The sequence below is a fragment of the Sporomusaceae bacterium genome, from assembly GCA_031460455.1.
Classification (GTDB): domain Bacteria; phylum Bacillota; class Negativicutes; order Sporomusales; family UBA7701; genus Anaeroselena.
The window spans coordinates 80,897-106,661 of record JAVKTQ010000004.1 but is presented as its reverse complement, the minus strand read 5'-3'; the positions used below and the strand labels follow the sequence as shown (position 1 = coordinate 106,661).

General features: G+C 60.4%; 26 protein-coding genes. 21 read left to right on the top strand and 5 right to left on the bottom strand.

Annotated elements, in window-relative coordinates; translation table 11 throughout:
* Positions 1–65 precede the first annotated feature (65 nt).
* From RIN56_08530 to RIN56_08500, 7 genes are all read left to right on the top strand, one after another.
* Complete coding sequence (locus RIN56_08530; GenBank protein ID MDR7866854.1) at positions 66–638, top strand: Ada metal-binding domain-containing protein; 573 nt, start codon at positions 66–68, stop codon at positions 636–638.
* Positions 626–1,120: a methylated-DNA--[protein]-cysteine S-methyltransferase gene (locus RIN56_08525; GenBank protein MDR7866853.1), complete on the top strand. Its 495-nt coding sequence runs from the start codon at positions 626–628 to the stop codon at positions 1,118–1,120. Before RIN56_08530 ends, RIN56_08525 begins: the two co-directional genes overlap by 13 nt.
* 123 nt (positions 1,121–1,243) lie before the next feature.
* Positions 1,244–2,371, top strand: coding sequence for an iron-containing alcohol dehydrogenase (locus tag RIN56_08520; protein MDR7866852.1), 1,128 nt, complete (start codon positions 1,244–1,246; stop codon positions 2,369–2,371).
* Positions 2,368–2,838: a DUF523 domain-containing protein gene (locus tag RIN56_08515; protein MDR7866851.1), complete on the top strand. Its 471-nt coding sequence runs from the start codon at positions 2,368–2,370 to the stop codon at positions 2,836–2,838. The genes RIN56_08520 and RIN56_08515 overlap by 4 nt, the downstream gene beginning before the upstream one ends.
* Before the next feature lie 156 nt (positions 2,839–2,994).
* A complete protein-coding gene (locus tag RIN56_08510; protein MDR7866850.1) occupies positions 2,995–4,125 on the top strand; it encodes a VIT1/CCC1 transporter family protein in 1,131 nt (376 codons plus the stop codon).
* A gap of 34 nt (positions 4,126–4,159) precedes the next feature.
* Positions 4,160–4,735: a flavodoxin family protein gene (locus RIN56_08505; protein ID MDR7866849.1), complete on the top strand. Its 576-nt coding sequence runs from the start codon at positions 4,160–4,162 to the stop codon at positions 4,733–4,735.
* 413 nt (positions 4,736–5,148) lie between these two features.
* Positions 5,149–5,910 (top strand): metal-dependent hydrolase, encoded by a 762-nt coding sequence (locus RIN56_08500; protein MDR7866848.1) that lies wholly within the window; start codon positions 5,149–5,151, stop codon positions 5,908–5,910.
* A 96-nt stretch (positions 5,911–6,006) separates the two neighbouring features.
* On the opposite strand, the gene RIN56_08495 is transcribed toward RIN56_08500, so the two are convergent.
* A complete protein-coding gene (locus RIN56_08495; GenBank protein MDR7866847.1) occupies positions 6,007–6,267 on the bottom strand; it encodes a hypothetical protein in 261 nt (86 codons plus the stop codon).
* 95 nt (positions 6,268–6,362) lie between these two features.
* Between RIN56_08495 and RIN56_08490 the strand changes: the two genes are divergently transcribed.
* Positions 6,363–7,061: an HD-GYP domain-containing protein gene (locus RIN56_08490; protein ID MDR7866846.1), complete on the top strand. Its 699-nt coding sequence runs from the start codon at positions 6,363–6,365 to the stop codon at positions 7,059–7,061.
* A 188-nt stretch (positions 7,062–7,249) separates the two neighbouring features.
* On the opposite strand, the gene RIN56_08485 is transcribed toward RIN56_08490, so the two are convergent.
* Positions 7,250–9,595, bottom strand: coding sequence for a PAS domain S-box protein (locus RIN56_08485; protein MDR7866845.1), 2,346 nt, complete (start codon positions 9,593–9,595; stop codon positions 7,250–7,252).
* Positions 9,596–9,934: 339 nt separating this feature from the next.
* Between RIN56_08485 and RIN56_08480 the strand changes: the two genes are divergently transcribed.
* The 8 genes from RIN56_08480 (at position 9,935) to RIN56_08445 (ending at position 15,859) form a co-directional block, all read left to right on the top strand.
* Positions 9,935–10,969: an AbrB family transcriptional regulator gene (locus RIN56_08480; protein ID MDR7866844.1), complete on the top strand. Its 1,035-nt coding sequence runs from the start codon at positions 9,935–9,937 to the stop codon at positions 10,967–10,969.
* Positions 10,970–11,015: 46 nt separating this feature from the next.
* The gene (locus RIN56_08475; protein MDR7866843.1) at positions 11,016–11,420 is read left to right on the top strand and encodes a VOC family protein; all 405 of its coding nucleotides are present in this window, start codon (positions 11,016–11,018) and stop codon (positions 11,418–11,420) included.
* Positions 11,404–12,600: a UxaA family hydrolase gene (locus RIN56_08470; GenBank protein ID MDR7866842.1), complete on the top strand. Its 1,197-nt coding sequence runs from the start codon at positions 11,404–11,406 to the stop codon at positions 12,598–12,600. The genes RIN56_08475 and RIN56_08470 overlap by 17 nt, the downstream gene beginning before the upstream one ends.
* Before the next feature lie 17 nt (positions 12,601–12,617).
* Positions 12,618–12,899 carry a UxaA family hydrolase gene (locus RIN56_08465; protein MDR7866841.1) on the top strand — a complete coding sequence of 94 codons (282 nt, stop codon included), beginning with the start codon at positions 12,618–12,620 and terminating at the stop codon, positions 12,897–12,899.
* A gap of 154 nt (positions 12,900–13,053) precedes the next feature.
* On the top strand, positions 13,054–14,325 hold the full coding sequence (locus RIN56_08460) for a four-carbon acid sugar kinase family protein (protein ID MDR7866840.1): 1,272 nt from the start codon (positions 13,054–13,056) through the stop codon (positions 14,323–14,325).
* A 30-nt stretch (positions 14,326–14,355) separates the two neighbouring features.
* Entirely contained in the window at positions 14,356–15,117 is a 762-nt protein-coding gene (locus tag RIN56_08455) for an SDR family oxidoreductase (protein ID MDR7866839.1), read from the top strand.
* A gap of 34 nt (positions 15,118–15,151) precedes the next feature.
* Positions 15,152–15,499 carry a Smr/MutS family protein gene (locus tag RIN56_08450; GenBank protein MDR7866838.1) on the top strand — a complete coding sequence of 116 codons (348 nt, stop codon included), beginning with the start codon at positions 15,152–15,154 and terminating at the stop codon, positions 15,497–15,499.
* A 39-nt stretch (positions 15,500–15,538) separates the two neighbouring features.
* Positions 15,539–15,859: a hypothetical protein gene (locus RIN56_08445; GenBank protein ID MDR7866837.1), complete on the top strand. Its 321-nt coding sequence runs from the start codon at positions 15,539–15,541 to the stop codon at positions 15,857–15,859.
* Between the two features lie 16 nt (positions 15,860–15,875).
* Here RIN56_08445 and RIN56_08440 read toward each other — a convergent pair whose 3' ends face one another.
* On the bottom strand, positions 15,876–16,967 hold the full coding sequence (locus RIN56_08440; GenBank protein MDR7866836.1) for a mechanosensitive ion channel family protein: 1,092 nt from the start codon (positions 16,965–16,967) through the stop codon (positions 15,876–15,878).
* Between the two features lie 222 nt (positions 16,968–17,189).
* Here RIN56_08440 and RIN56_08435 point away from each other — a divergent pair, with 222 nt between their 5' ends.
* Positions 17,190–18,332, top strand: coding sequence for a CDP-glycerol glycerophosphotransferase family protein (locus RIN56_08435; protein MDR7866835.1), 1,143 nt, complete (start codon positions 17,190–17,192; stop codon positions 18,330–18,332).
* Positions 18,333–18,421: 89 nt separating this feature from the next.
* On the opposite strand, the gene RIN56_08430 is transcribed toward RIN56_08435, so the two are convergent.
* Positions 18,422–18,742, bottom strand: a complete 321-nt coding sequence (locus tag RIN56_08430; protein MDR7866834.1) for a DUF898 family protein — start codon at positions 18,740–18,742, stop codon at positions 18,422–18,424.
* 35 nt (positions 18,743–18,777) lie between these two features.
* Positions 18,778–18,972, bottom strand: a complete 195-nt coding sequence (locus tag RIN56_08425; protein MDR7866833.1) for a hypothetical protein — start codon at positions 18,970–18,972, stop codon at positions 18,778–18,780.
* Here RIN56_08425 and RIN56_08420 point away from each other — a divergent pair.
* The 4 genes from RIN56_08420 to RIN56_08405 all read left to right on the top strand — a co-directional run bounded on the left by RIN56_08420 (position 18,965) and on the right by RIN56_08405 (position 25,654).
* A complete protein-coding gene (locus RIN56_08420) occupies positions 18,965–19,345 on the top strand; it encodes a hypothetical protein (protein MDR7866832.1) in 381 nt (126 codons plus the stop codon). The two genes, RIN56_08425 and RIN56_08420, sit on opposite strands and share 8 nt — an antisense overlap.
* A 569-nt stretch (positions 19,346–19,914) precedes the next feature.
* Positions 19,915–21,078 carry a DNA cytosine methyltransferase gene (locus tag RIN56_08415; protein ID MDR7866831.1) on the top strand — a complete coding sequence of 388 codons (1,164 nt, stop codon included), beginning with the start codon at positions 19,915–19,917 and terminating at the stop codon, positions 21,076–21,078.
* The gene (locus RIN56_08410) at positions 21,071–21,793 is read left to right on the top strand and encodes a PmeII family type II restriction endonuclease (protein MDR7866830.1); all 723 of its coding nucleotides are present in this window, start codon (positions 21,071–21,073) and stop codon (positions 21,791–21,793) included. The genes RIN56_08415 and RIN56_08410 overlap by 8 nt, the downstream gene beginning before the upstream one ends.
* Positions 21,794–22,426: 633 nt before the next feature.
* A complete protein-coding gene (locus tag RIN56_08405) occupies positions 22,427–25,654 on the top strand; it encodes a S8 family serine peptidase (protein ID MDR7866829.1) in 3,228 nt (1,075 codons plus the stop codon).
* Positions 25,655–25,765 lie beyond the last annotated feature (111 nt).

Sequence of the window (25,765 nt, the reverse complement as noted above, 5' to 3'; positions counted from 1 at the left end):
AACCGGGACGAAAAACCAGCCGCTTTATGGTATGCTATAAACAGACAAACCAAGCGAGGTGCGCCATGAACACCTACCCCGAAGAAACAATGTGGCAAGCCGTCGCCGCCAGCGACCCGCACTACGACGGCCGCTTCTGCTACGGCGTAAAAACCACCGGCATCTTCTGCCGTCCCTCCTGCAAATCGCGTCCGCCGCGCCGCGAAAACACCGTCTACTTCACCGCCGCCGCCGCCGCCCTCGCCCAGGGCTTCCGGCCCTGCAAACGCTGCCGCCCCGACGCCCTTCTCGCCCCCGTCCAGGACATCGTCCGCGAAGCGTGCACCCTCCTCGAAAGCCAATACGACAACCCTGCCATCCTCGGCGAGCTCCCCGGCCGCATCGGCCTCAGCCGCTCCCACCTCACCCGGCTCTTCAAACACCACACCGGCAAAGCCCCGCGCGAATACCTCCACGCCATCCGCATCCGCAAAGCCGAAGCCCTCCTCGCCGGCGGCCTCGCCGGCGCCGGCGTCGCCTACGCCGTCGGCTTCGGTTCCCCTTCGCGCTTCTTCGCCGTCTTCCGCGCCCACACCGGACTCTCGCCCCGCGCCTGGCTCAGGCTCAAAACAGGGGAGGTAACGCCATGTCAGAACTAACCACCGCCTGCCTCGCCACCCCCATCGGCCCCCTCGCCGTCACCGCCGATCCCGCCGGCATCGTCGCCGTCCGCTTCGCCCCCGCCGCCGTCACAGCCAATCAGGCCGCGCCCGCCTGCCTCACGCAAGCCCTTGAAGAGCTCGCCGCCTACTTCGCCGGCGCCCTCACCGCCTTCACCGTCCCCCTCCGGCCGCGCGGCACCCCCTTCCAGCGCGCCGTCTGGGACGAACTCACCGCCATCCCCTACGGTGCAGTCATATCCTACAGCGCCCTCGCCGCCGCCGTCGGCAACCCCGCCGCCGTCAGAGCCGTCGGCGCCGCCAACGGCCGCAACCCGCTCCCCATCCTCATCCCCTGCCACCGCGTCATCGGCGCCGACGGCAGCCTCACCGGCTACGGCGGCGGCCTCGAAAATAAACGCTGGCTGCTGGCGCATGAAAAAAATACTCTCAGTTCCGGCAGCGCGGCAAACCAGCCATAAATTCACCCCCCGGTCATATTAAAAGAAGCAGCTCAGCCTGCTTCTTTTTCCGTATCCGGCAGGAATTTGCTTGCCGCATTGTGGAATAATCAGGAAAAGCCAACAATCGGGAGGTAAATCACCATGAAAGAAAACATCCTCGGCGGCCAGTCCCTCGTCTTCGGCCGCGGCTCCCTCGAGCACCTGTCCACCATCCCCGCCCGCCGCGCCGTCATCGTCACCGGCGGCTCCTCCATGCTCAAACACGGCGTCGTCGCCAAAATAGAAAAAATCCTCCAGGCCAAAGGCTGCGCCACCCTCGTCCACGCCGGCGTCCCCGCCAACCCCGACACCGCCGCCGTCCTCGCCGGCGTAGCCGCCATGCGCCCCTTCGCCCCCGACCTCGTTGTCGCCGTAGGCGGCGGCTCGGCCCTCGACGCCGCCAAAGTCATGACCCTCTTCACCGAATACCCCGACCTCGACTTCGCCGCCGCCCTCGCCGGCACCATGCCCGCCAAGCGTCAGGCCATCCGGCTCGTCGCCATCCCCTCCACCTCCGGCACCGGCAGCGAAGTAACCAAGGCCGCCGTCGTCACCTTCCACGACCAAAACCTCAAAATCGGCCTCCGCAGCACCGCCTTCATCCCCGACATCGCCATCCTCGACGCCGACCTCACCCTCACCATGCCGCCCAACGTCGTCGCCGAAACCGGCATGGACGCCCTCACCCACGCCCTCGAATGCTACATCAACCGCAACATCGACGACTTCACCGGCCCCATGGCCGCAGGCGCCGCCGCCGGCCTCCTCGAATACCTCCCCCTCTCCTACCGCGACAAAACCATTGAAAGCCGCGAAAAAGTCCACCACTTCCAGTCCCTCGCCGGCCTCGCCTTCGGCAACGTCGGCCTCGGCGCCGCCCACGGCATCGCCCACTCCCTCGGCGGCCTCTGGAACCTCGGCCACGGCCTCGTCAACGCCATCTTACTGCCCCACGTCCTCGAATTCAACGCCCGCGACCCCTGGGTCAGCGGCCGGATAAAACACCTCGCCGCCATCTGCGGCGTCCCCGACCTCGTCGCCGCCATCCACGCGCTCAACAGCACCCTGGGCATCCCCGCCTCCATCCGGGCCGCCGGCGTCGACGAACAAACCTTCGCCGCCGCCCTCCCCCAGCTCGTCGCCGGCTCCATGCTCGGCGCCACCCGCGTCAACCCCGTCCCCGTGACCCCCGCCGAAATGGAAGCCCTATTAAAGCGCGTCTACCAATGATCCTCGTCAGCGCCTGCCTCCTCGGCCTCTCCTGCCGCTACGACGGCGGCCACAACCTCTGTCCCGCCCTCGCCGCCCCGGCCGCCGCCGGCCTCTGCCTGCCGTTCTGCCCCGAGCAGCTCGGCGGTCTGTCCACCCCCCGCCCGGCGGCCGAAATCGTCGGCGGCAGCGGCAAAGACGTCCTCGCCGGCCGGGCCCGAATCCTCGGCCAGGGCGGCGTCGACCTCACCCCGGCCTTCCTCCTCGGCGTGCAGCAAACCCTCGCCCTCGTCCGCGCCATCCCCGTCGCCGCCGCCATCCTCAAAGCCCGCAGCCCCTCCTGCGGCGTCGGCGCCATCTACGACGGCAGCTTCACCCGCACCATCAGGGAAGGACACGGCGTCGCCGCCGCCGCCCTCGCCGAGCTGGGAATTCCGCTCTATACCGAAGAAAATATAACAGAGGAAATATTAAAGCATATTATGTAATATAGAATTGTGCGCAGGCCGTTCAGGGCCGCCAGATGCAAGGCGGCTCCAAGGGCGCGCCGCGACGCGTACTCGGAACGTACGCTAGCAAGCGCCCGCAGGAACAACGCCGCAGATGGCGGTCATCAACGGCCTGCCCCCTCCGGAGGCATAACCATGACCGTTACAGTAGACGATATAAACCGTTTCCAGGCCAACCGCGAAGACGAACTGGGCAGCGCCGCCCTCTACACCGCCCTCGCCGCCCGCGAGGCCGACCCCAGGCTTGCCGAAGTATACCGACGCCTCGCCGCCACCGAAACCAAACACGCCGACGAATGGGCCCGGCGCATCGCCGCCGCCGGCGGCGAAGCCAAGCCCTTCCGGCCCGACTGGCGCACCCGCACCCTCATCTGGCTCGCCGCCCGCTTCGGCCCCGAACTCATCGTCCCCACCCTCGCCGCCACCGAGCGCCAGGCCTCGGCCGGCTACGCCGCCCAGCCCGAAGCCGGCGGCATGGTCGCCGAAGAGCGCTCCCACGCCGTCCTCCTCCAGCAGATCAACCGCACCGCGCGCGGCCAAGGCATGGAAGGCAGCCTCCTCGCCCGCATGGAAGGCCGCCACCGCGCCGCGGGCGGCAACGCCCTCAGGGCCGCCGTCCTCGGCGCCAGCGACGGCCTCGTCTCCAACTTCAACCTCGTCATGGGCGTCGCCGGGGCCGAAATCGCCGGCAGCGGCATCCTCCTCACCGGCCTCGCCGGCCTCCTCGCCGGCGCCATCTCCATGGCCCTCGGCGAATGGATATCCGTCCAGAGCTCCCGCGAACTCTATGAAAAACAACTCGGCGCCGAGCGCTACGAAATCGCCGCCATGCCGGAAGAAGAAACCGAAGAACTTGTTCTCATCTACCAGGCCCGCGGCCTCGACGAACAGTCCGCCCGCCTCCTCGCCACCAAACTCATGGCCGACCCCGCCACCGCCCTCCAGGCTCTCGCCCGCGACGAACTCGGCATCGATCCCGACGAACTCGGCGGTTCCGCCTGGGAAGCCGCCATCACCTCCTTCCTCCTCTTCGCCGTCGGCGCCGTCATCCCCGTCCTGCCCTTCCTCTTCCTCGGCGGCCCCGCCGCCGTAATAACCAGCGCCGCCGCCAGCGCCGCCGGCCTCTTCGCCATCGGCGCCGCCATCACCCTCTTCACCGGCAAACCCGTCCTCCGCGCCGGCCTGCGCCAGACAATCTTCGGCCTGGCCGCCGCCGCCGCCACCTACGGCATCGGCCGCCTCGTCGGCGTCACCCTCATAGGCTGACAGGTCCTAATAAAAAAACGAAGGAGCGACAACCATGAAAGTAGTCGGCATCAGCACCAGCCCCCGCAAAGACGGCAACACCGCCACCCTCATCAAAACCATCTTCGGCGAACTCGAAAAACACGGCATCGAAACCGAGCTCCTCCAAGTCGCCGGCCAGCCCGTCCGCGGCTGCCGGGCCTGCTACGCCTGCTTCAAAAACCGCGACCACAAATGCGTCATCAAAGACGACTTCATCAACGACTACATCGCCAAAATGGAAGCCGCCGACGGCATCATCCTCGGCTCGCCCACCTACTTCGCCGACGTCAACACCGAAATGAAAGCCCTCATCGACCGCGTCGGCTTCGTATCGCGGGCCAACGACTACCTCTTCAAACACAAAGTCGGCGCAGCCGTCACCGCCGTCCGCCGGGGCGGAGCCACCCACACCTTCGACACCATGTACCATTTCCTCCACTACAACCAGATGTTCCTCGTCGGCGCCACCTACTGGAACATGGGCTACGGCCGCGAAATCGGCGAAGTGGAGAAAGACGACGAGGGGATGGCGAATATGCGCGCCATCGGCGAAAACATGGCCTGGTTGCTAAACAAAATCGGCCGGTGATAAGCCCCCATCTGCGGCGTTGCTCCTCGGCTGCCATCCTCAGCGTACGTTCGTGTACGCTTCCGGTGTCAGCCTCCGGTGCGCCTTGCATCTGGAGGCTTCTGACCGGCCGCGGCAATCCATTATAGCGTTGGTAAGGTTAGAGAAGAGGGCGGAGGTTGCCGCGCAAGCGAGCATTGGCGTAGGATGGTACGCGCTGTTGACACAGCAAGCCGCGAACGAAACCGTACGCCCGACCATGGACGGTCGGGCGAGGCGACAACGGGCATGGACGCCCGTTTGGCGCCGGTACGGCTGAGTCGGCGCAAGTCTTACAGCGCGTACATCCGCAGACACGCGAGTGGCGTGGCGGTCTCCGCCCGACAACGTATTGTCCGCAAAAGCTAAAACAAATACATAAAGGAGGATCAGTCATGCGCAAAATGATGCTCGCCCTCGTCCTCGGCCTGGCCCTTCTCCTCGTCGCCCTGCCGGCAGCAGCGGCCTCCGGCTGGAGCGACGGCAAAACCGCCGTCACCTTCCTCGGCCACGCCGCCTTCCAACTCACCAGCGGCGACACCACCATCCTCATCGACCCCTACCTCACCGGCAACCCGCAGGCCGCCGCCGCCCCCGACGTCATCAAAGCCGACTACATCCTCGTCACCCACGCCCACGGCGACCACCTCGGCGACACCGCCGCCATCGCCAAACGCACCGGCGCCAAAGTCGTCGCCACCGCCGAAGTCGCCCGCATGCTAAAAGACCAGGGCTGCGACGTCGTCCCCGTCCACATCGGCGCCAAGAAAGCCTTTGACTTCGGCTACGTCCGCGTCACCCCCGCCTTCCACGGCTCCGGCGTCGCCGGCGGCCACGCCGCGGGCTTCATCGTCAACCTCCGCGGCGCCACCGTCTACCACGCCGGCGACACCAGCCTCTTCGGCGACATGGCCCTCCTCGGCAAGCTCGAGAAAATCGACTGCGCCCTCCTGCCCATCGGCGACAACTACACCATGGGCCCCGACGACGCCGTAGAAGCCGTCGGCATGCTCAAAGCCAAAATCGTCGTCCCCATGCACTACAACACCCACGCCCTCATCAAACAAGACCCCGACGCCTTCAAAAAAGCCGTCGAAACCCGCTTCAAAGGCGTCAAAGTAGAAATCATGAAACCCGGCGCAGTTCTCGTACTGTAGCCTCGAGTCGCAGGGCACGCAGGCTGTGCGCCCAAGCCACAGCCTGCGGTCTCCGTCATAACAACAGCACCCGCGAAACACCTGCGGGTGCTGTTGTTATTCTTTGCTTGCGCCGCAAGCCTTGAGCTTCTTGACTTGCCCCTCCAGCTCATCGAGCCTCGCAGCCGTTTCCTGCTCCGATTGTCGGGCTTCCTGGCAGCCGACGACAGCCTGGACTAACAAAACAAGGGCGCCGACAGTGGAAAGAAAATTGCCGATCAAGTTCAGCTCATCGGAATTCTTTCCCTTGGACAAAGCCAGAGCGGCCAATGTTGCGGTAAGGACCAGTTCATCTGCGTCACCACAGTCTGAAGCCACAGGCAACACCTCTTCCCCCTACAGGATATGCGGCCCGGCACCAAAAAATTTGCCTGGTAGCTTTTTGTCGAATTGTGCAGGAAATAGCATGCTAAATGTTGAATCGCTTCCTTTGTGCAACCGACTCCCGTAGCCCCGACCAGCTTTCGGGCCGCGGTACGAAAGGTGAAGACGTGAAGCGTAATAAGCCGTCCGGCCGCCCGCTCATCGAGCAGGTCAACATGGAAGCCATCGAAGACTTCTGCCGACAGATTTACTACTGCGACCCCAGCACCGCCATGCACGCCGAGCACGTCGCCGACCTCATGGCCGGGCTGGCCAGCCAGATGGGGATGGACTCGGACGAAATCAACCTCGCCTACATGGTCGGCGTCGTCCATGACGTCGGCAAAATAAAGACCCCGGAAAACATCCTCACCAAGCCCGGCCGACTGACGGCCGAAGAATTCACGGTCATGAAACTCCACGCCGCCGACGGGGCCGCCATGCTCAAAGGAATCGACGGCGTAGACCCCATCGTCGGCATCATGCGCCACCACCACGAACGCTGGGACGGCACCGGTTATCCCGACAGCCTGGCCCACGACGAAATCCCGCTCTTCAGCAGAATGCTGGCCCTCTGCGACGCCTTCGACGCCATGACAGCCTCCCGCTGCTACCGGACGCCCGTCCCCCTTGGCGAATGCGTCCGCGAGATATGGCGGGGCGCCGGCAGCCAGTTCGACCCGGTCATTGCGGCGGTGTTCATCGAATTCATACGAGAGAGATTTGGCTACTCAATGGACGGCGGTTAAGCCGTCCAATTTCGTTTTGGGCAGGCTGTTGATGACCGCCATTGCGGCGTACCCGCAAGAGGCGGGCCCTGAACGGCCTGCATATATTTTTCCGAAGGTCCTGCCTAAAGGTAACCCCGTTAGACAAAGGAAATGCCTCCAGACAGCGGTCGCCGGAGGCATTTCCTCTATTGAGTTCCTAATCGTGTTTAAAATATGATTTTGAAGGTCGTTCCTGACGGGGATGTTTGAACGCCAATCTTTCCACCGTGCCGCTCGGCGATACGGTAGCAGACCGGCAGCCCCAGCCCCGTGCCATTTTCTTTTGTCGTTACAAAAGGCGTCCCCAATTTATCGACCAATTCCTGGGGCATCCCGTGGCCGGTGTCGCGGACAGTCAGCACGACCCGGCCCGCTTCGGCGCCGGTGGCGATTGTCAGCCTGCCGCCAGTCTCCATGGCTTCGAAAGCGTTGCGGGCGAGGTTCAGGATAAGCTGACGGATTTCCTTGTCGTCAGCTTGGATTGCGGGTACCTCACCCAAGTCGGCCTGGATATCATAGCCGGTACGGAGGGCCTCGGCCCGCAGGAGGGGTAGCAACGCGTCGATAATCTCGTTCAGGCTGCGGCTTTCTAGGGCAACAGCCTTATTCTTGGCCAGAGAAAGAAAGTCGCTGATGATCACATTGGCCCGGTCGAGCTCCCCGATCATGGTTCTGAACTGTTCTCCATACCCCGCGAGCTCCTGCTTGCGCTCCAGCATCTGCAGATAGCCGCGCACCGTCGTCATGGGATTTCGGACTTCGTGGCCGATGGCCGCCGCCATCTCGCCTACGAGGTTCAGCCGGTCCAGTCGCATTAGCTCGGACTCCGTTCTCTTCCTCTCGGTGACATCCAGGCCGACCGACAGAAGCGACTCTACTTGTCCGGCCCCGTTTTTCTCCGGCACTATACGGAGGAGGAGATCCCTGATTTCACCGTTCTGGTTAGGATATTGTGTCTCGAACTCCAATATGCGGCCGCTGCTCAGGGCCTCGTTGAACTTCTTTTGCCACGGCCGGTATGTAGTTTCCGGGACACCCAAATCCGCCCACGTTCTACCTACGACCGAAGTGTTTTCCCGCCCGAGTTTATAGGTCTCGCCCTGTAGACTGCGATAGATAAAGCGCAGATCCTTATCGTACCTGGATATAAAGACCGGCAGGTTCTCCACCAGCGTCCGGTAGTGTCGCTCGCTGTGCCTCAGTTGCTGTTCCATCAGCTTGCGAGTGGTGACATTCTCGCTTACGATTAAGAATGACTCGACCTTGCCCAGTTCGTCCTTCTCCGTGACTACTTGCGCTTCATAGTATTGTTGAGAGCCAGTCTTATTATCAGACAGCTCAAATTCGAACTTTACAGCCATACCCGTTTCAGCGGCCTGTTCGAAACACTTTCGCCACTCGCCGACTTTGGCTTCATCATATCCCAGCTCATCCCAGCTCTTGCCGATTATCTGTTCGCCTTTTGTACCGTAGTCTTTCTCCGTAGCCGGACTTAGGTAGCGATACCGGTAATCCCTGTCCATACGGCAAATGGTGATAGGAATGTTTTCGACTAAAGTCCGATAGAGTCGTTCACTACGCTCCAGTTGCCTTGTACGCTCCTCTACTAGGCGTTCCAGACTTTCGTGGTGCTCCCGCAGTTTCAGCTCCAGCTGCTTGCGTTCGGTGATGTCGGTGAAGATGACGGCGAACCTGTTGTCCCGATGCAGCGGATAGGCGTGAACCTCGTACCAGCGATCCAGCGAGACATTATATTCCTCGAATATTTTCGCCTCGCCGCTCGTGACCACTTCGCCGTAACGCTCGAACCAGACAGGTTCGACCACCGGCAGAAATTCGGTCACCCGCTTGCCCAGGATGCGCTCCTTGCTGATGCCGGCCTGGCGCTCCCACGCAGGGTTGAGCTCCCGCATAATATAATCTACCGGCCGGCCGTCATCGTCAAAGACCATTTCAATAATGGCGAATCCCTCGTTCATCGACTCGAACAACTGGCGGTACTTTTCCTCGCTCGTTTTCAGTGCCTGTTGGGCCTGAACCTGGGCGATGATGTCGGCAGCCTGGCTTGCCAGCAGGTCGAAGAAGGCGAGATTCATGTCAGCGGCCGGGCGCGGCGCGCGGTAATGCGTGGTCAGCATCCCCACAAGCCGCCCCTCCCGGCTGACGAGCAGCGTCGACTGGACCGCCCCCACACCAGCCGCCTGCATCACTGCGAGATTGGGTGTGCCTACGAAATTGGTTTTTTTGCCGACGTCCTCGACCACTACCCGTTGCCGCAGCGCCAGCGCCTCGCCGCAGACCGCCCCCTGTCCAGCGCGGACATCGGCGAAAAAGTCGAGGAAGGGCTGCGCGAACCCGCGCTGGGCAGCGATCTTCAGCCCACCGGTCGTATTGTCCCAAAGCTGCAAAGTGCCCATGTCGGCTTCTGACAGAATGATCGCGATATCGAGAACATCCTCCATTACTTCGGCCAGGTTATTCGTACTGACGTTGCGGACGCTGAGGTCATACAAGAGTTTTAAGGCGGCAAATTCGCCCTGTTGAGACCTCCGTCTTGTTTTCCTTTGTTTCAAGCAGTCTGTACCGAAAGTCCGGGCCAAATCCAGTCAGCTCCCATCATGCTGATTATAGGCATCTGTTCATCCTAGGCTGACCTTCGACAGCATCCAACATATTCCTCCATTGGCCGATGCGGCCCAGAAAACGCCGTTGCCGGCGTCGAATATACCGTTATCTATAACATTCCGTTTCCTTTTTTTCCTATAGGGGCGCAGGAGTTTGGGCCTGCGGGCCAAAATAGTATAGAGAGTAAGCTATCGCCCAATAATGTAAGGCAAACATACGGTGATCACATGCTGAAAAATATCCTTGTCACTCTGGCCGCGGGAGCCGCGGGCGGCCTGGCGTTCTTTTACATCCACAGCCCGCTGCCCTGGCTGCTCGGCCCCCTGGCCGCCACCATCCTCCTCGGCCGTTTCAGGCCCGGCCGCGTCTGCTGGCCGGAAGCGCTGCGCAATACCGGCCTTCTCGTCCTCGGCTACATCATGGGCCGTCCCTTCACCGCCGAAGTCGGCCGCTTCATACTCTCCCAGCTGCCGCTCATGCTCGCCATGACCGTCGTCCTCATCCTCGCCAGCCTGGCAGCCGGCTACGTCACCCACCGCCAGACAGGACTCAGCCTCGCCACCTCCGTCCTCGCCACCGTCCCCGGCGGCCTGTCCCAGATGGTTCTCCTCAGCGAGGAAATCGCCGGCGCCGACGTCGCTGTCGTCACCCTCATGCAGACGCTCAGGATGCTGTCCGTCGTCTTCACCGTCCCCTTCCTGACCATTCACGGTCTCCCGGCGGGCGCCGGAGCCGCCGCCCCGGCCGCCGCCGCCGGTCCCGCCGAAGCCCTGCCGTTTGCCGCCGCCGTCATCGCCGGCGGCCTGCTCGCGGCGCGTCTTAGGTTTCCCACCCCCTACCTTCTCGGTCCGGTGCTCGCCACCGCGCCGCTCGTCATCGCCGGTCTGCCTGCGCCCGCCGTGCCGCAGCCCCTGCTCACCGCCGCCCAGATCGCCGTAGGCGCCTACATGGGCAGCAACATCGACCTCGCCGGCCTGGTCGGCTGGCGAAAAATACTCGGCGCCACCCTCCTCAACGTCGCCGTCCTGCTCCTCGTCACCCTGCTCATCGGCTATTACCTCGCGGCCGCCATCCCCGCCAGCCCCGCCACCGCCTTTCTCAGCACCGCCCCTGGCGGCATGGCCGAGATGGGCCTCACCGCCATCCTCGTCGGCGCCGACGTATCGGTCGTCGTCGGCTACAACCTGTTCCGCGTGCTCTTCATCCTGCTCGTCATGCCGATTTTCCTCCGCCGCTGGCTGGGGGAAGGGAGAAAGCCATGAAAGTCCGCTACCGCGACACGCTCATAACCGCAAGGAGGAAAACGGAATGAAAATCAAACGGGTCGACTCCACCATCAGCACCCACAAACTCCGCGAATCAAAAGAATTTTACATGAAACACTTCGCTTTCCAGCTCGTCTTCGAAAGCGACTGGTACATCGAACTCCTCGCCCCCGGCGCGCCCGCCATCGGTGTCAGCTTCACCCTCCCGCAGCGGGAAGCGGGCGAATTCTTCAACAAGGGACTCATCATTTCCTTCGAAGTCGACGACGCCGACGCCGAGTACAACCGCCTCAAGGCCGCCGGCCTCGAGATCGTCCAGGACCTCGTCGACAAACCCTGGGGCGAACGCGGCTTTGTTGTCGACGATCCCAACGGCGTCCACCTCTACATCTACAAATCCATACCGCCGACGCCGGAATACAAAAAAATCTATGATTCCTTCAAATAAAGGCGAGGTGAAAACAATGCATTTTCAGGGCTACCGACGCCCGGACGGGTCTGTCGGCATCCGCAACCACGTCCTCGTCATCCCCTCCGTCGTGTGCGCCAACCGCGTTGCCAGGGGCATCGCCCAGCAGGTCGCCGGCGCCGTCTGGGTCGAGCACCAGCACGGCTGCGCTCAGCTCGGCGCCGACGCCGACCTCACCGCCCGCATCCTCACCGCCCACGGCGCCCACCCCAACGTCTTCGGCGTAGTCGTCGTCGGCCTCGGCTGCGAAACAATCCGCGCCCAGGACGTCGCCGCCGCCATCAGGCGGCAGTGCCCCTACAAGCCCGTCCACCTTGTCGTCATCCAGGACGAGGGCGGCTCGGTCAAAGCCACCGCCGCCGGCGCCAGCGCCGCCCGGGCGATGGTCGGCGCGGCCTCGCTGCTCGTCCGCGAACCTATTGACGCCGGCGAACTCATCCTCGGCACCGAATGCGGCGGCTCCGACGCCTGCTCGGGCATATCCGGCAACCCCGCCCTCGGCGTGGCCAGCGACCTCCTGATTGACGCCGGCGGCGCCGTCATCCTCGCCGAAACCACCGAAATAATCGGCGCCGAGCACCTCGTCGCCGCCCGGGCGGTCAATGACCAGGTCGCCAGGCGCTGCTACGAAGTCATCGAACGCTGCGAGTCCCTCGCCACCGGCATGGGCGTCGACATGCGCGGCGGCCAGCCCACCCCCGGCAACATCGAGGGCGGCCTGTCCTCCATCGAGGAAAAATCCCTCGGCTGCATCTACAAGGCCGGCTCCCGGCCCCTCAGGGACGTCATCGAATACGCCGCTCCCATCACCGGCAAAGGCCTCATCTGGATGGACACCCCCGGTCAGGACATCGAGCAGATCACCGGCATGGTCGCCGGCGGCTGTCACCTCGTTGTCTTCACCACCGGCCGGGGCACCTGCTGCGGCTCGCCCATCGCCCCCACCATCAAAGTCTCCACCACCACGCCCCTTTTCCACAAAATGAACGACAACATCGACCTTGACGCCGGCGCGATAATCACCGGCGACGAGACGGTCGACCAGGTCGGGAAGCGCATCTTCGCGGAAATGCTCGCCGTCGCCTCCGGCAAGCTCGCCAAAGCCGAAATCCTCGGCTTCAACGACTTCGCCATCAACCGCGTCGGCCCGACCATGTAACGGAAGGGGAGAAAGAAATGCGAGCGATAGTCATGAATCCCGCCGACAACGTCTGCACCGTCGTCGAAGCCGTAGAGCCGGGCGCCTCCGTCGCCGTCGACAGCGGCGACGGCCGGTTGGCCGTCACCGTCGTCGACAAAATTCCCTTCGGCCATAAATTCGCCCTCCGCGCCATCAAGCGCGGCGAGGCGGTAAAAAAATACGGCGAAACCATCGGCCTCGCCACCCGCGACATCCTGCCCGGCCAGCACGTCCATGTCCACAACCTCGAAAGCTGCCGCGGCCGCGGAGATAAGTAAACTGGGATTTTACATAAAATTGCCGGCGGACGTTGTCCGCCGGCTGTTCTGCCATAATGCCGGGTACTTTCATAGATGATGATAGATAGTTTTGTCAGAGAAAATGCCAGAGAAAATGTATGCTAATGTACGAAAATGTCAGAGGGGTGAAACCATGACCAAGATCGCGATAATCGCCGACGACCTCACCGGCGCCAACGACACCGGCGTCCAGTTCGCCAAGCAGGGCCTGGCCACCGTCGTCATCCTGGGAGCCCGCCAATTCAGCAGCGGCGCGGCTTCCGACGTTGTCGTCATCGATACCAACAGCCGCGCCCTCCCGCCCGGCGAGGCTTACGCCAAGGCGGCCGAAGCCGCGCGGCGGGTGAAGTCCGGCGGCGTCGACATCGTCTATATGAAGATCGACTCCACCCTCCGCGGCAACCTCGGACCGCAGCTCGACGCCATCATGGACGAGTGCGGCCTGAAGCTGGCGGTGGTGGCGCCGGCCTTCCCCAAGAACGGACGGATAACGGTCGGCGGGCTGCACCTTCTGAACGGCGTGCCCATTGAAGCCAGCGAGATCGCCCGCGACCCCAAGATGCCTGTCAAGGAGTCCTATATCCCGGCGCTGCTGGCGACCCAGACCAAGCGCAAGATCGGGCATCTGGGGCTGAAGGCGATGCTCGCCGAGTCGGCGAGCATCGCCGCCGAGCTGGCGCGGCTGGCCGGGGAAGGGGTGGAGGTCGTTGTCTGCGATGCCTGGCGGGACGAACAGCTGCGGGAGCTGGCCGCGGCTATCGCGGCCGGCGGCCGCGGGACGCTGTGGGTGGGGTCGGCCGGCCTGGCCGAGTATCTGCCCGCCGCCCTCGGTCTGAGCGGCGCGAAGCGTGCCGCCCCGGTCGCGGTCATCGCCGGCAGCGTTTCCAATGTCACCCGCAGCCAGGTCGCCAAGCTCAGCGAGCGGCCCGACGTCGCGTATATCATGGTCAGCCCCGCCGCCCTGCTGACGGCGGGCGGGCGGAAAACCGAGATCGAACGCTGCTGCGCCGCCGCTGAGGCCGCTATCCGGGACGGGAAAAACGCCGTGCTGGCGTCAGGCTACAGCGAGGACGTCGTGACCGCTACCCGTCAGGAGGCCAGGCAGCTCGGCCTGGACGGCCAGCAGGCCGGCGACCTCATCGCCGCCGGCCTGGGGGAGATGGGCGCACGGCTGGCCGAGGACGCGTCGCTCGGCGGGCTGGTGCTGACCGGCGGCGATATCGCCGTGGCGGTGTGCGCCGCCCTTGGGGCGACCGGCCTCAAGGTGATCCGCGAGGTGGCGACCGGCGTTCCGCTGGGCGAGCTGCAGGGCGGTCGCCGCGACGGCCTGAGGGTCGTCACCAAGGCGGGGGCGTTCGGCAGCCCGGATGTGCTGGTCGCGGCGCTCGAAGCCTTGCGGCAGTAATTTTGGCGGCTGGATTGCGAGGAAGAAATAATGACCGACAATAGGCAATACGTCCTCGTCACCGGCGGGGGGCAGGGGATCGGCCGGGCGGTTGCGCTGGCGTTCGCCGGCCGGGGCTGGGGCGTCGCGATTTTCGAACGCGACGGCGAGGCCGGGGAGGAGGCGCGGGCGGAGATTGCCGCCGCCGGGGGCGACTGTCTGCTTTACAGCGTCGATGTGAGCGACGAGCAGGCGGTGGTTGCTGCCTGCGAAGACCTCGCCGCCCGCGGCGTCAGCCTGGGCGCGCTTATCAACAACGCCGGCATATCGGGCGCGACGCCGCTCGACGCGCCGCTGGCCGCCTGGGACGCGGTGATCGCCGTCAACCTGCGCGGGCCGTACGTCGTCGTGAAGTACGCCCTGCCGCTGCTCGCGGCGGGGGCGGCGATCGTCAATATCGCCTCCACCCGCGGCCTCATGTCCGAGCCGGACTGGCACGCCTACGACGCGGCCAAGGGCGGGCTGCTGGCTCTGACCCGCTCGCTGGCCGTCACCCTGGGGGCGCGGCGCATCAGAGTGAACGCCGTCAGCCCCGGCTGGATCGACACCAGCATGCTGAAGAAAAACCGGGCGCGCCGGCCGGCGGCCCTGCGCGCCGTCGACCACGGGCAGCATCCCGCCGGCAGGGTGGGGCGGCCGGAGGATATCGCCGCCGCCTGCCTGTTCCTCGTTTCCCCGGACGCGGGCTTTATCACGGGCGCCAATTTGGTTGTCGACGGCGGTATGACGGTGAAGATGATCTACGAGGAATAGGAGAAGCTGCTTTAAAGCGGGCGCACAAAACAGCATGGCTACGAAGATGGTAATCATCAATCTGGAGCTCGGCATGCCGTCGGTCGAGCAGGCGGCCCACCGGCTGGGCGGGGAGCTCATCCGGGCCCGTGCCCAGGGGGCGAAGGCGGTCAAGATAATCCACGGCTACGGCTCCTCGGGCGTGGGCGGCAAGCTGAGGGTCGGCATCCGCGCGGCTCTGGCGGACCGCAAGCGGCGGGGCGAGATCAAGGAGGCGGTGGCGGGGGAGAACTGGAGCATTTTCGACGCCGGCGCCCGCAAGATACTCGACACTTATCCCGACCTTAACCGCGACCGCGATTTCGAGCGCGGCAACGCGGGGATAACGATCGTGCTGCTGTGAAGGGAACCGAGATTATATTTTCTAAGGAGTGCGTCAGTAATGGTCAAGATACCGAAGAACCGGCAGGATTCCGAGATGGTCGGCAATATGCCGGAGCAAGTCAGCTTCGAGCATTTGAGCGACGGCACGGAGAGTGCGCCGGCCGCGAGGCCGGCGGCCAAAAAAGAGGCGCCCAAGCCGGCCTGGGCGGAGTTTTTCACCCCCGAGTTGCAGGAGGACGTCGGCAAGGCGCTGTTGACGCTGAAGCTGAACCTCTATAAGCAGGGTATCGTCGATTTTTCGCTGAAGGTGGCGTGCGAGGAAGATAAAGTGGTGCTGAAGGCGGCGCCCAGGCAGCCGAAACAGCCCAAGCAGCGCTGACGCGCGGCGGCTGTTATCAGGCGCCGGGCAGGTGCCGCAGGCGGGTGTCTTCAAGGCGCTGCGCCTGCTCGAAGTTGACGGTGGTGGTCGGGAAGGGGATCTTTATCCCTTCCTGCTGGTAGCGGGTGTGGAGGCTTTTGAGGAATTCGTGGCGGACGAGGTGCTGGTCGGTTACGCTTTTTACCCGCAGGATGACGTTGAAGGTGATGCTGGATTCGGCGAAACCGACGTAGCGGACGACCGGGTCGAAGCTGCCGACGCCGCCTGCCGTGCCCTGGAGGATTTCCCTGGCGACGGCGACGGTGACCCGTTCCACATGATCGAGGTCGCTTTCGTAGCTGACGCCGATGGGGATGGCGACGGAGCATTCGGCGAACGGCTGGGCGTAATTGGTGATGGTGGTCGAGGCGAATTTCTGGTTGGGGATGACGATCATGTTTTCGGCGCCGGTTTTAATGGTGGTGTTGCGCCAGTTCATATCGACCACCTGACCTTCTTCGCCGGTGGACAGTTTGACGAAGTCGCCGATTTTGATCTGTTTGGCCACGAGGATGTTGATGCCGGAGAAGAGATTCGCGAGGGTGTCCTGCAGGGCCAGGGCCGCGGCGAGGCCGCCGACGCCCATGGCGGTGAGCAGCGGCGAGATCGAGACTCCGAAGGACTGGAGCAGGAACAGGATGCCGATGGCGTAAACGGCGAGGTCGATCGTCGTGACGAGGATGGAGGTGGACGCGAAGGCGGAGGTTTTGCCGAACTTTTGCTTGAGATAGCCGGAAGCGAGGCGCGCGACCAGAAGGGTCAGGGACATGATGACAAGGGAATTGAGCGCCTTTTGGAGAAACAGCAGCGCCCGCGGCGGAATGGTGAGGATTTCCATTGAGACGTACAGGCCGATGAGCATGCCGAGCAGCGTGGGGAGCCCTCTGAAGGTCTGCCGCAGGAGGGAGTAAGGGATGTCGGTCTTAGTGGCGACTATTTTGAGCAGTCTGTAAAAAACCAGCTTAATTATTATGATGCCTAACGCCATACTTACTATGTAAACAGCAAGGCGCGTTCTGAAGCCGCCGGCTATTATCTTGTTTGCTAAGTCGGTGAGTGTTTCAAACATTTTTGCCTCCTATAATATGTAAATTAAATTTACATAACAAACATAAATTCGCCAAATGAGCCTCTTTTCCCTGCCACAGCAGACTAATGACTGTGGTTTTTTGTTTGTGCGGACAGCGCTATAAGAAAAAGCCGACCGGGAAAAGCCCGGCGGCTTATTTTTTTGTAAAATATTTCCAATAAAAACAATATATGGTAAAATATGGAAAAGGAGGGCGGCAGAATGCTGGCAGGCAAGTTTGCGAGAGAAATCAAGCGACTGTGGATGCAGATCACCAATGTTTTTCCGTACGTACTTGTCTGGCGCTGGAAAAAGTGGCGCGGCGAAACGGACGGCACGGTTTTCTTTCTGCTGCTGCCCATCCACTATGTGATGTTCGCGAATATCCACCGCTGCCTGCCCGATGTCCGCATCGTGGCCGGCAACGAAAAGACCTCTCAGTATCTGAAGGCGCGCGGCATCGCCCACTTTACCGACAGACTGTACCCGGACGCGGTGATTTTTGCCGATTACAACCAAAACAGGTACCCGGTCGGGAGCATTAAGAAGATCCAGATATATCACGGGGTGGGGACAAAAAACTATTATTACGCCAAGGGCGCAAAAGAGATGCATTACCTGGCGCCGGGCCGCTATGCGGCCGAACGGCTCAGGGCGGAGGGCAAGGGAAATGTCCGGGTTGTGGGGTACCCCAAGACGGACGGCTTTTTTTCCGGACGCCTGGCGAAGGAAGATATCTGCCGCAGGCTGGGCGCCGATCCGGGGAGAAAGACGCTGCTCTACACGCCCACCTGGGGGAGCGCCAGCACCGCGCCGGTATTATACAGGGAGCTCAGCCTGCTGGGCGAAAAATACAATGTGATCGCCAAGCTGCACGACCACTCCCCCGAGGAGTGGCGCGTCCTGTACCGCAGCCTGCCCAACGTCATATTCTGCGAGGACGCCGACCCGACCCCCTGCCAGTATATCGCCGACCTGCTGATCAGCGATTTCAGCAATAGCATCTTCGAATACGCCCAGCTCAAGCGGCCGGTGATCGCCTACGGCGTCAGCGACGGGACGCTGCGCGAGAACGCGACCGACCCCCGGTGGTGGGATATAACCTGCCGGGCGGCCACGCCGGGCGAGCTGGAAGAGAAAATCGCCGAACTGCTGGCGGGCGGCTGGCAGCCGAGCGAATATTACCTGCGGCTGGTAGCGGATATTTTCGCCTACAGCGACGGGCGGTGCGCCCAGCGGGCGGCCATGGCGATCGAGAGCATCGCCGGCCGCAGCGCCGCCGTGGCGGGGCGGGAATACGGCCGGGACGCGGAACTGAGACCGCCGCTCGGCGAGGGCGCGGCGACCCTCAAGCCCCGGCAGTGACGAACGCGCGCAAAGACGCATTGTCCACGGCCGGGGTTTGGGTTAGATAGCGGAGGCGCCGGGTATTGCGGCGTCTCCGCTTTTTGGCTTTATTCGCCGCGCAGTTCGTCGGCGAAGACGGTGTTGTCGACCTCCCAGCGCTTGAGGCGGCAGTAGGCCCAGGGCGTGTAGAGGCCGAAGGTTATGAAGGTAAGGACCATGATGAGCAGCCAGTGACCGAGCAGGCCGAGGCCGCTGCCGACGAACGCCTGTTGCCGGCCGCCGACGTAGGTGTTGGCGGCGATCCACCGCTGCTGGGCGGAATAGGCCCACGGGAAGAAGAGGCCGAAGGTGACGATGCTGACGAGGGATGTCCAGACGAACAGCCAGAAATAGCCCAACCCCGAACCGCGGAACTCGAATTTCGACATATGATGCCCTCCCGAGAATAAATGCGCTATTATCGTTAATTCGCTAATAGCCGGTCGCGCGCCTGCGCGCCCTCCAAATAAACGAGCCCTGGCGACAGAACAAGCCCTTCACCGTGACATACGGAAAAAATTGTCTTTTTTGCGGGGGAAAAGGCAATTTTTAATGGAAATCCAATAATCTTTTGCGATAATGAGAATGAGTTATGCCGTAGGAGGATGAAGATGAGCATAGCGGCCATTTCCGGCTGTAGTTGGATCTCGCAGGAGCAGACGCAGCAGCAGAGCAATAATTCCGCCGCCAACAGCACGGGCGGCGGCGCAACGCGGATAGGCGCCAGCGCGGGCGCAGCGGCGATACTGGAACTGTCCGGGGCGGCGCAGAGCGCGGCGGCGCAAGGCGGGGGGAGCAGCGCAGCAGCCGGCGGCACATGCCCGCAGGGCAACGCCGAATGCACGGGGTGCGGCCAATGCGGCAAGATCACCGGCAGCAGCAGCGGCAGCAGTCTGAACGGAAGCGCGGCGAATGCCCAGACAACCGCGACCGCCGATTATCAGACGATTACCGCGATCAACGCGTACCAAAACGCTTCCCGTTACGTGTGATACATGAAAATAGACTTTGCTGGCCCCCCGGCGCTCCCGTCGGGGGGCTTTTCAGCGTGGGCAGAGAAATGACAGACAGATGACGGAGAAGCGGCGGAAGAATGGCAGGGAAGCGCCGGAGAAAGGGCAGAGAAACGCCTGAAAAATGAGAGAGAAGGGGTAGAGGATGAGAACTCCCGGCCGGGAGGCCAGGGGTTTGCCGTGCGGGGGAAGGGTGCCAGCGGTTCTGGAGTGGTGGTGCTGGCGATGATACAAAAGAACCGTCCCCTTGTATCTGCCGCCGTTGGCGTCGGTAACGAGAGTCAGACGGAGTGTACTTTTTGTTTTCCCAACACATAGGCAGAATTGCTGTTTCACTCTTATAGAAACCAATACATTATTTGATGAAAGTGGGTTATCTATATCTAGTATTTTTCATTGCAAGAGAAAGGACAAAACCACAAATTGGCGAAATATCAAATATAACTAAGTTTCAAGCAGGAGAAAGCAACCAAAATACGGAACGTGTGTTTGCATGGGCTTTTGAAGTAGTGTATATGAGATAATTCTCTAAATAAGGATGAATAATAATGAATCTATTTCCTGTTATTTCTCTTTTTAGTGGTGCTATGGGATTGGATCTTGGACTTGAAGCAGCGGGTCTAAATGTGCGTGTATCTACTGACTTTGACCCATTTTGCTGCAAGACAATGCAAATTAACGGTCGAAATTTTGTTCCAGGAGATATTCGCAAGCTTATCGCGTATGATCCTGAGTGTTCTTTTCTTATGCGAAAAGCTGATTTATTACCCGGAGAAGCGTTTTTAGTTGTAGGTGGCCCCCCCTGCCAACCCTTTAGTACGGCTGGCAAGAGACTTGCAATTGCCGACCCGCGTGGTAGTTTATTTCGCGAATTTTGCTATGCAGTGAGAAAGGTTCGCCCACGATTTTTTGTAATGGAGAATGTTAAGGGAATACTATCAGCGGCACTACAACCAATTAGGAACGGAAGTAAGCCGACTTGCGAGGAAGAGTTGCCGGGTTCCGTCTTTAATGTTATTAAGAATGAGTTTGCCGAATTGGGCTATAAGGTTACTTATGGGATTCTCGATGCAGTTCACTATGGCGTTCCCCAATTTCGGGAGCGATTAATAATAATCGGCTCACGTGACCATGAAGACATATTTCTTCCCGTGCCCACGCATTTCCCAATGCACCAAAACCGAGCTTATAGATGGAGGACTCTTTTTGAAGCAATTGGTGATTTAGAAAACTCCGCCGGAGTGTGCGGTTCCTTTTCAAAAGACCGATTAAGCTATTTACGACTAGTACCACCTGGTGGGAACTGGCGTAGCTTACCAGAAGATGTTAGGTCAGAAGCAATGGGAGGAGCCTTCAATTCTGGAGGAGGCAAAGTTGGCTTTTATCGTAGATTGGACTATAATCAACCTTCGCCAACTTTAATTACTAGTCCTGTCCAAAAAGCAACTATGTTATGTCATCCGGTTCATGACCGGCCTCTTTCTGTGAGAGAATACGCTAGGATTCAACAATTTCCTGATGATTGGGAAATTGCCGGAAGTATCACAGACTGCTATAGGCAAATTGGAAATGCAGTACCAATTGGATTGGGTAAAGCAATTGGTGAAGCGATAGTAGCAACCGCAACAGGTGCTACTTTATCGAAGGTAAAACGTTTTAGAGGTACATCTGTTCATTCTGATTTGTTTGGGGGGCTGGTTGTTGGTGATTAATCCGGTTGAACTTGAAATAATTATTGAGAATTTATTAGATAACTTCTATTCTCGCCGTATTTCTGGATTAAATGGACTGGATTTAAATAAGGCGTTAAAGCGAAAAAATCCATATCTTTATCGAGCGGTCGGCGTTAATAAGGCCTCTGAGATAGTGGAGGGAATGCTACTCGCATACACTTCATCATCAGATGAGGGTATTTTTGGTGACGCTTTTTTTGAGCCTTTAGCTAAGTCTGTAAGTGGCGGTGTTGTTTCTCCATCTGAAGGCGTGGATGTGGCCATCGAGACAGACATAAAATATATGGCAGTTGCAGTGAAATCTGGGCCTTCGGTATTTAATGCTCAGAGTAGACGCCGACAAGTTGACGAATTTAAAAAACTTAAGGCCCGCTTGCTTAAACTTCAAAAGCTATTTGATCCCGTTGTTGGTTATAGCTATGGCAAGAAGAAGCAAAAAGAGGGTTCAGCTGCTGCAGCCGATTTTAGAGAACTCGCAGGGCAGGCATTTTGGACAGAGTTAACAGGCGACCCAGACTTCTATTTAAAAATCATTCGATTAATGAAAAATAAACCGCAACAACATGCTTTAGAGTATAAAGTTGCATGGGACACAGCAGTTAACCGCTTTACAGCAGCATTTATCAAGGATTTTTGTAATGAAGAAGGACAAATTCTGTGGGAAAAAGTAGTCGAGTTTAATAGTGGGAAATAGTATCATTATTAAGTACACAAAAGCAAATAAGTAAAATGTAAGCTGGCGTTTTTCCCGTCCGCTTACATATTTTCAAGACTTCGATAGAGGGACGGCGATAGACAGGGAACTAAGTTTAGGGGACAAGTGACTAGAAGAAAATAAGTAAAAGTGGTGCATAAGCCTGTTTATATATACTATTGCTCAAAACATTGAACAGTGGACACATTGTAACGCAATTTGGCATATTTTCCGCAGGGGCGCAGACGGACGGCGACTTTGTGGAGGGCGAATACGCGCCGTTGGCGAAGCAGAGCAGCGCCGCCACACGCGAGGCCATGGACGGCCGAGCGAGGAGTCTACTGACACGGATGTCAGTTGACGACGGTGTTCGCGGGAGCGCGGCGCGAGCTTACGGCGCGTTCGCATGGAGCATCGGAGCCGGAGTTTGCGGCCCTGCGGGGAACGGAATAAATTAATCAGGCAAATGCCCGGCTGTTCAGATAGAGCGGCCGGGCTGATTTTATGGCGGAAAATAAACAATTTGGTAATAGATTGGCGGGATAAATGCATTTTGTGTCGAAAAACACCAAAATAGGAAAAACGAGGAATGGGCTGGCGGCGATTGCGCTTGAGCCGGCGGGAGGTTTGCGGATGGGACTGAAAAGGTATTTTAGGTATTGGTTAAAGGTTTTTGTGTGCGTGTGGCTTTTGACGGGCTGGGGCGGCCAGAGCGCGTGGGGCGCGGATGCGGAGTCTTTTAAGACGCCGGAGTATAACGCGAGCACGGGCCTGACGCTGATAAACGCGGCGAATGCGTATGCGCTGGGGTATACGGGCCGGGGGATTACGCTGGGCGTTTGCGACGATTATGTGCAGTTTTATCATGCGGAGTTTGCGGGCAAGAGTTATTTGGTGTATGTCGGCGGTCCTCCGCAAGGCTACGACTGGGTTGAGAACAATCATGGCACGCATGTGGCCGGTATCATGGCCGCCGTCAAGAATAACGCGGGGATGCATGGCTTGGCTTTCGACGCGAATCTTTTGTCGGGAAACTTTCAGACTACTGAATCCTCGTATGACGGGTTTAACCGGAATGCCAGCGTGCGGGTAATCAACAATAGCTGGGGTGTGGGTTTTTATATAGATTCGATCGCCGAAGGCAAAAACAGCTTCCTGACGTTTTTTAATAACAGGTCTGACGATTATGCTATTTTGCGGGAGAGCATCGTCAGTTACGACAAGGTACTGGTTTTTTCGGCGAGCAATGCCGGCCATACGACACCGGGCGCCGTATCGCTGCTGCCGTATATGTATTCGGATACGGCGGGCAATTTTATCAACGTGATCGCTTTGAACAGCGGCGCTTTTACCGCTAACGCCGCTTCGGCGGGGACGAACGCGGTGGCGATATTCAGCGATTTGAGCAAGTATGTGGAGGAGAACAGTATTTCCGCGCCGGGGTGGAATATTAATTCGGCCAATGCCGGCAACGGCGGCTATGTGCTGATGTCGGGGACTTCGATGGCGGCGCCTTACGTTACCGCCGGGGCGGGCCTGGTGCAGCAGGCGTTTCCTTATATGACCGGCCGCCAGATCGTGGATACGGTGCTGTCGACGGCCAACAATAGTTTTACGCTGCCGAAATTTACCCTTACGCTGCAGGAAGATTACCTCAATCCCAAGGTGATCAATCCGGATACGAAGATTGTTTCCAAAGTCAATTTGTTTTATTTCGGCGCCAAGCCGGCCATGGCGGCGGAGATCGAGAACGATTTGCGGGCGTATTACAGCGCGAACAGCGCGTTTCTTAGCAGTCAATACGGGCTGACGACGGTCGATCAGTTTCTGGCGGTGACGCAGAATGTTTATGGCAATACGCCGCGGGAGATGGTTTTCGGGCAAGGCCTGCTGGACGCGGGCAAGGCGGTGAAGGGGCCGGCGCTGCTGAACGCCCGGCGGCTGGAGGCGAGCAGCTACAGCCCGGCGACGGCTTACGGAAGAAACCAGGCGCTGTATAAGATCAATACGCAGGGGTATGACAGCGTGTGGAGCAATAATATCGCCGAGAAGCGCGTCGGTCTGCTGGCGGCGGGCAGCGCTTATGAGGATTTGCGCAATATTTACGCTTATTATAAGCAGGGCGATGTGATCAACGGTTTTACTCAGGGACAGGATTATATCGACGAGTATAACGCCAAGGCGGCGGCCAGCGGCCTGCAGGATTTGCCGGTGGGGCTTTATAAGGAGGGGGCCGGTACGCTGGCGCTGACGGGCGCTAATACGTACCAGGGCAGCAGCGTGGCGGCCGGCGGGGTTTTGCAGATCGACGGCTCGGTGGCCGGGGACGCTTATAGTGTGGCGGACGGGACGATCGCCGGGGCCGGGACGATAACGGGCAATCTGAATAACTTATCGGTGGTGCGGGCCGGCAGCTACGGCGCGCCGGGGACGCTGCGGGTGGGCGGCAATCTGGTGAGCAGCGGCCAGTTCGCGGTGGCGGTGGCGAATAATGTCGCCGGCAAGGTCGCGGTGACCGGCACGGCCAATGTCGAGGGCTCGAGTTTTAAGGCGGTGTCCGGCAGCGTTTATCGCCCGGACGGCGTTTATACGGTGCTGACGGCCGGCGGCGGTATCAGCGGCAATTTTGTTTCGTCGGCGTTTACGGGGATGCTGAGCGCTGCGGGTTCGCATGACGGCGCGACGGCATCGATGAGTCTGACGCGCGAGAATAATGTCGTTTCGCCCAGCCAGCGGCAGCAGGGTACGTATACGCAGATGAGCGATATGTATGACGCGCTTGCCGGGACGGCGGCGCAGCGGCAGATGGACGCGTTGTTCAGTTTGGACGCCGCGGCCGCGGGGACGGCGCTGACGGAGATTTACGGCGGGGCTCAGCTGAACCAGGCGGCGATGATTCAGCGCAGCACGATGATGGGCGGCGCTCTGTCGGCGCGACTGAGCCAGGCCAAGCAAAGCTATAATGTCGCGGTGGAGATTCCGATACCCGGTTTTGCCGCGAGCGATTTGACGGTGAAGACGGTTATTCCGCTACAGCTTGACGCGCAGAACAGCTGGTGGATGAAGCTGAGCCGCAATGGCGGCGCTTTGAACGCTTACGCGGAGATTCCGGAGCTGAAATCGCAGAGCTTCGGGATGACGGTGGGGCGGGACTGGAAGAGCGCGGCGCACTGGCGGACGGGCTGGCTGTTCGCTTATGAGAAGAGCGATGTTACGTCTTCGGCGGCGAGAAGCAAGATTTACGATTACCGGCTGGGGGTGTACGGCGGCTATAGCAAGGATGCTTTCGATTTGCAGACGTTTCTCGCCTACGGGCAGCAGAACAACGCGGCGACCCGCTATTTGCAGCAGCTGGGGCTGACGGCGGACAGCCGCTATAACAGCAATACGCTGAGTTTGGGCATCGAGGCGAAGTATAATCTGCAGCACGGGAAGGAGACGGCTTGGCAGCTGAGCCCTTACGCCGGCCTGGAGGTGACCCGCTACAGCCAGAATAGCTATGGCGAGAGCGGCGCGGGCGTGTATAACCAGGAGGCGGACGGCCTGACGAATACTTATAGCGCGGGGGAAATCGGCCTGGAGCTGAAGCGTTCCCTGGACAAGGGATATTATACTTTCAATGTGGGCTATAAGAAGATTTTCGGCGGCTATAATCCGGAGATGACGGTGGCGTATAGCGGCAATCCCGGAGAGAAGCTGAAGATCGGCGGCAGCCGGCAGGACAGGGAGTTTTTGACCTGGGGCCTGGAGGCGGAGGGGCGCATGGGCCCTGTCTGGACGATAAGCGGCCGGGTGGGCGGCGAGATGGGCAGCCACAGCCGCTACTGGAACGCGTCGGTCATGGTCAGGCGGGTGTGGTAGGAGAGGATCAGGCGCTGCCGCAGGCCGATGAGCGGAGGGGTGTGCGGCAGGGAGCTTTCGTGGTACAATACGTGTACGGAATATGAGGCGCTGCCGGGTTTGCCAACGGCG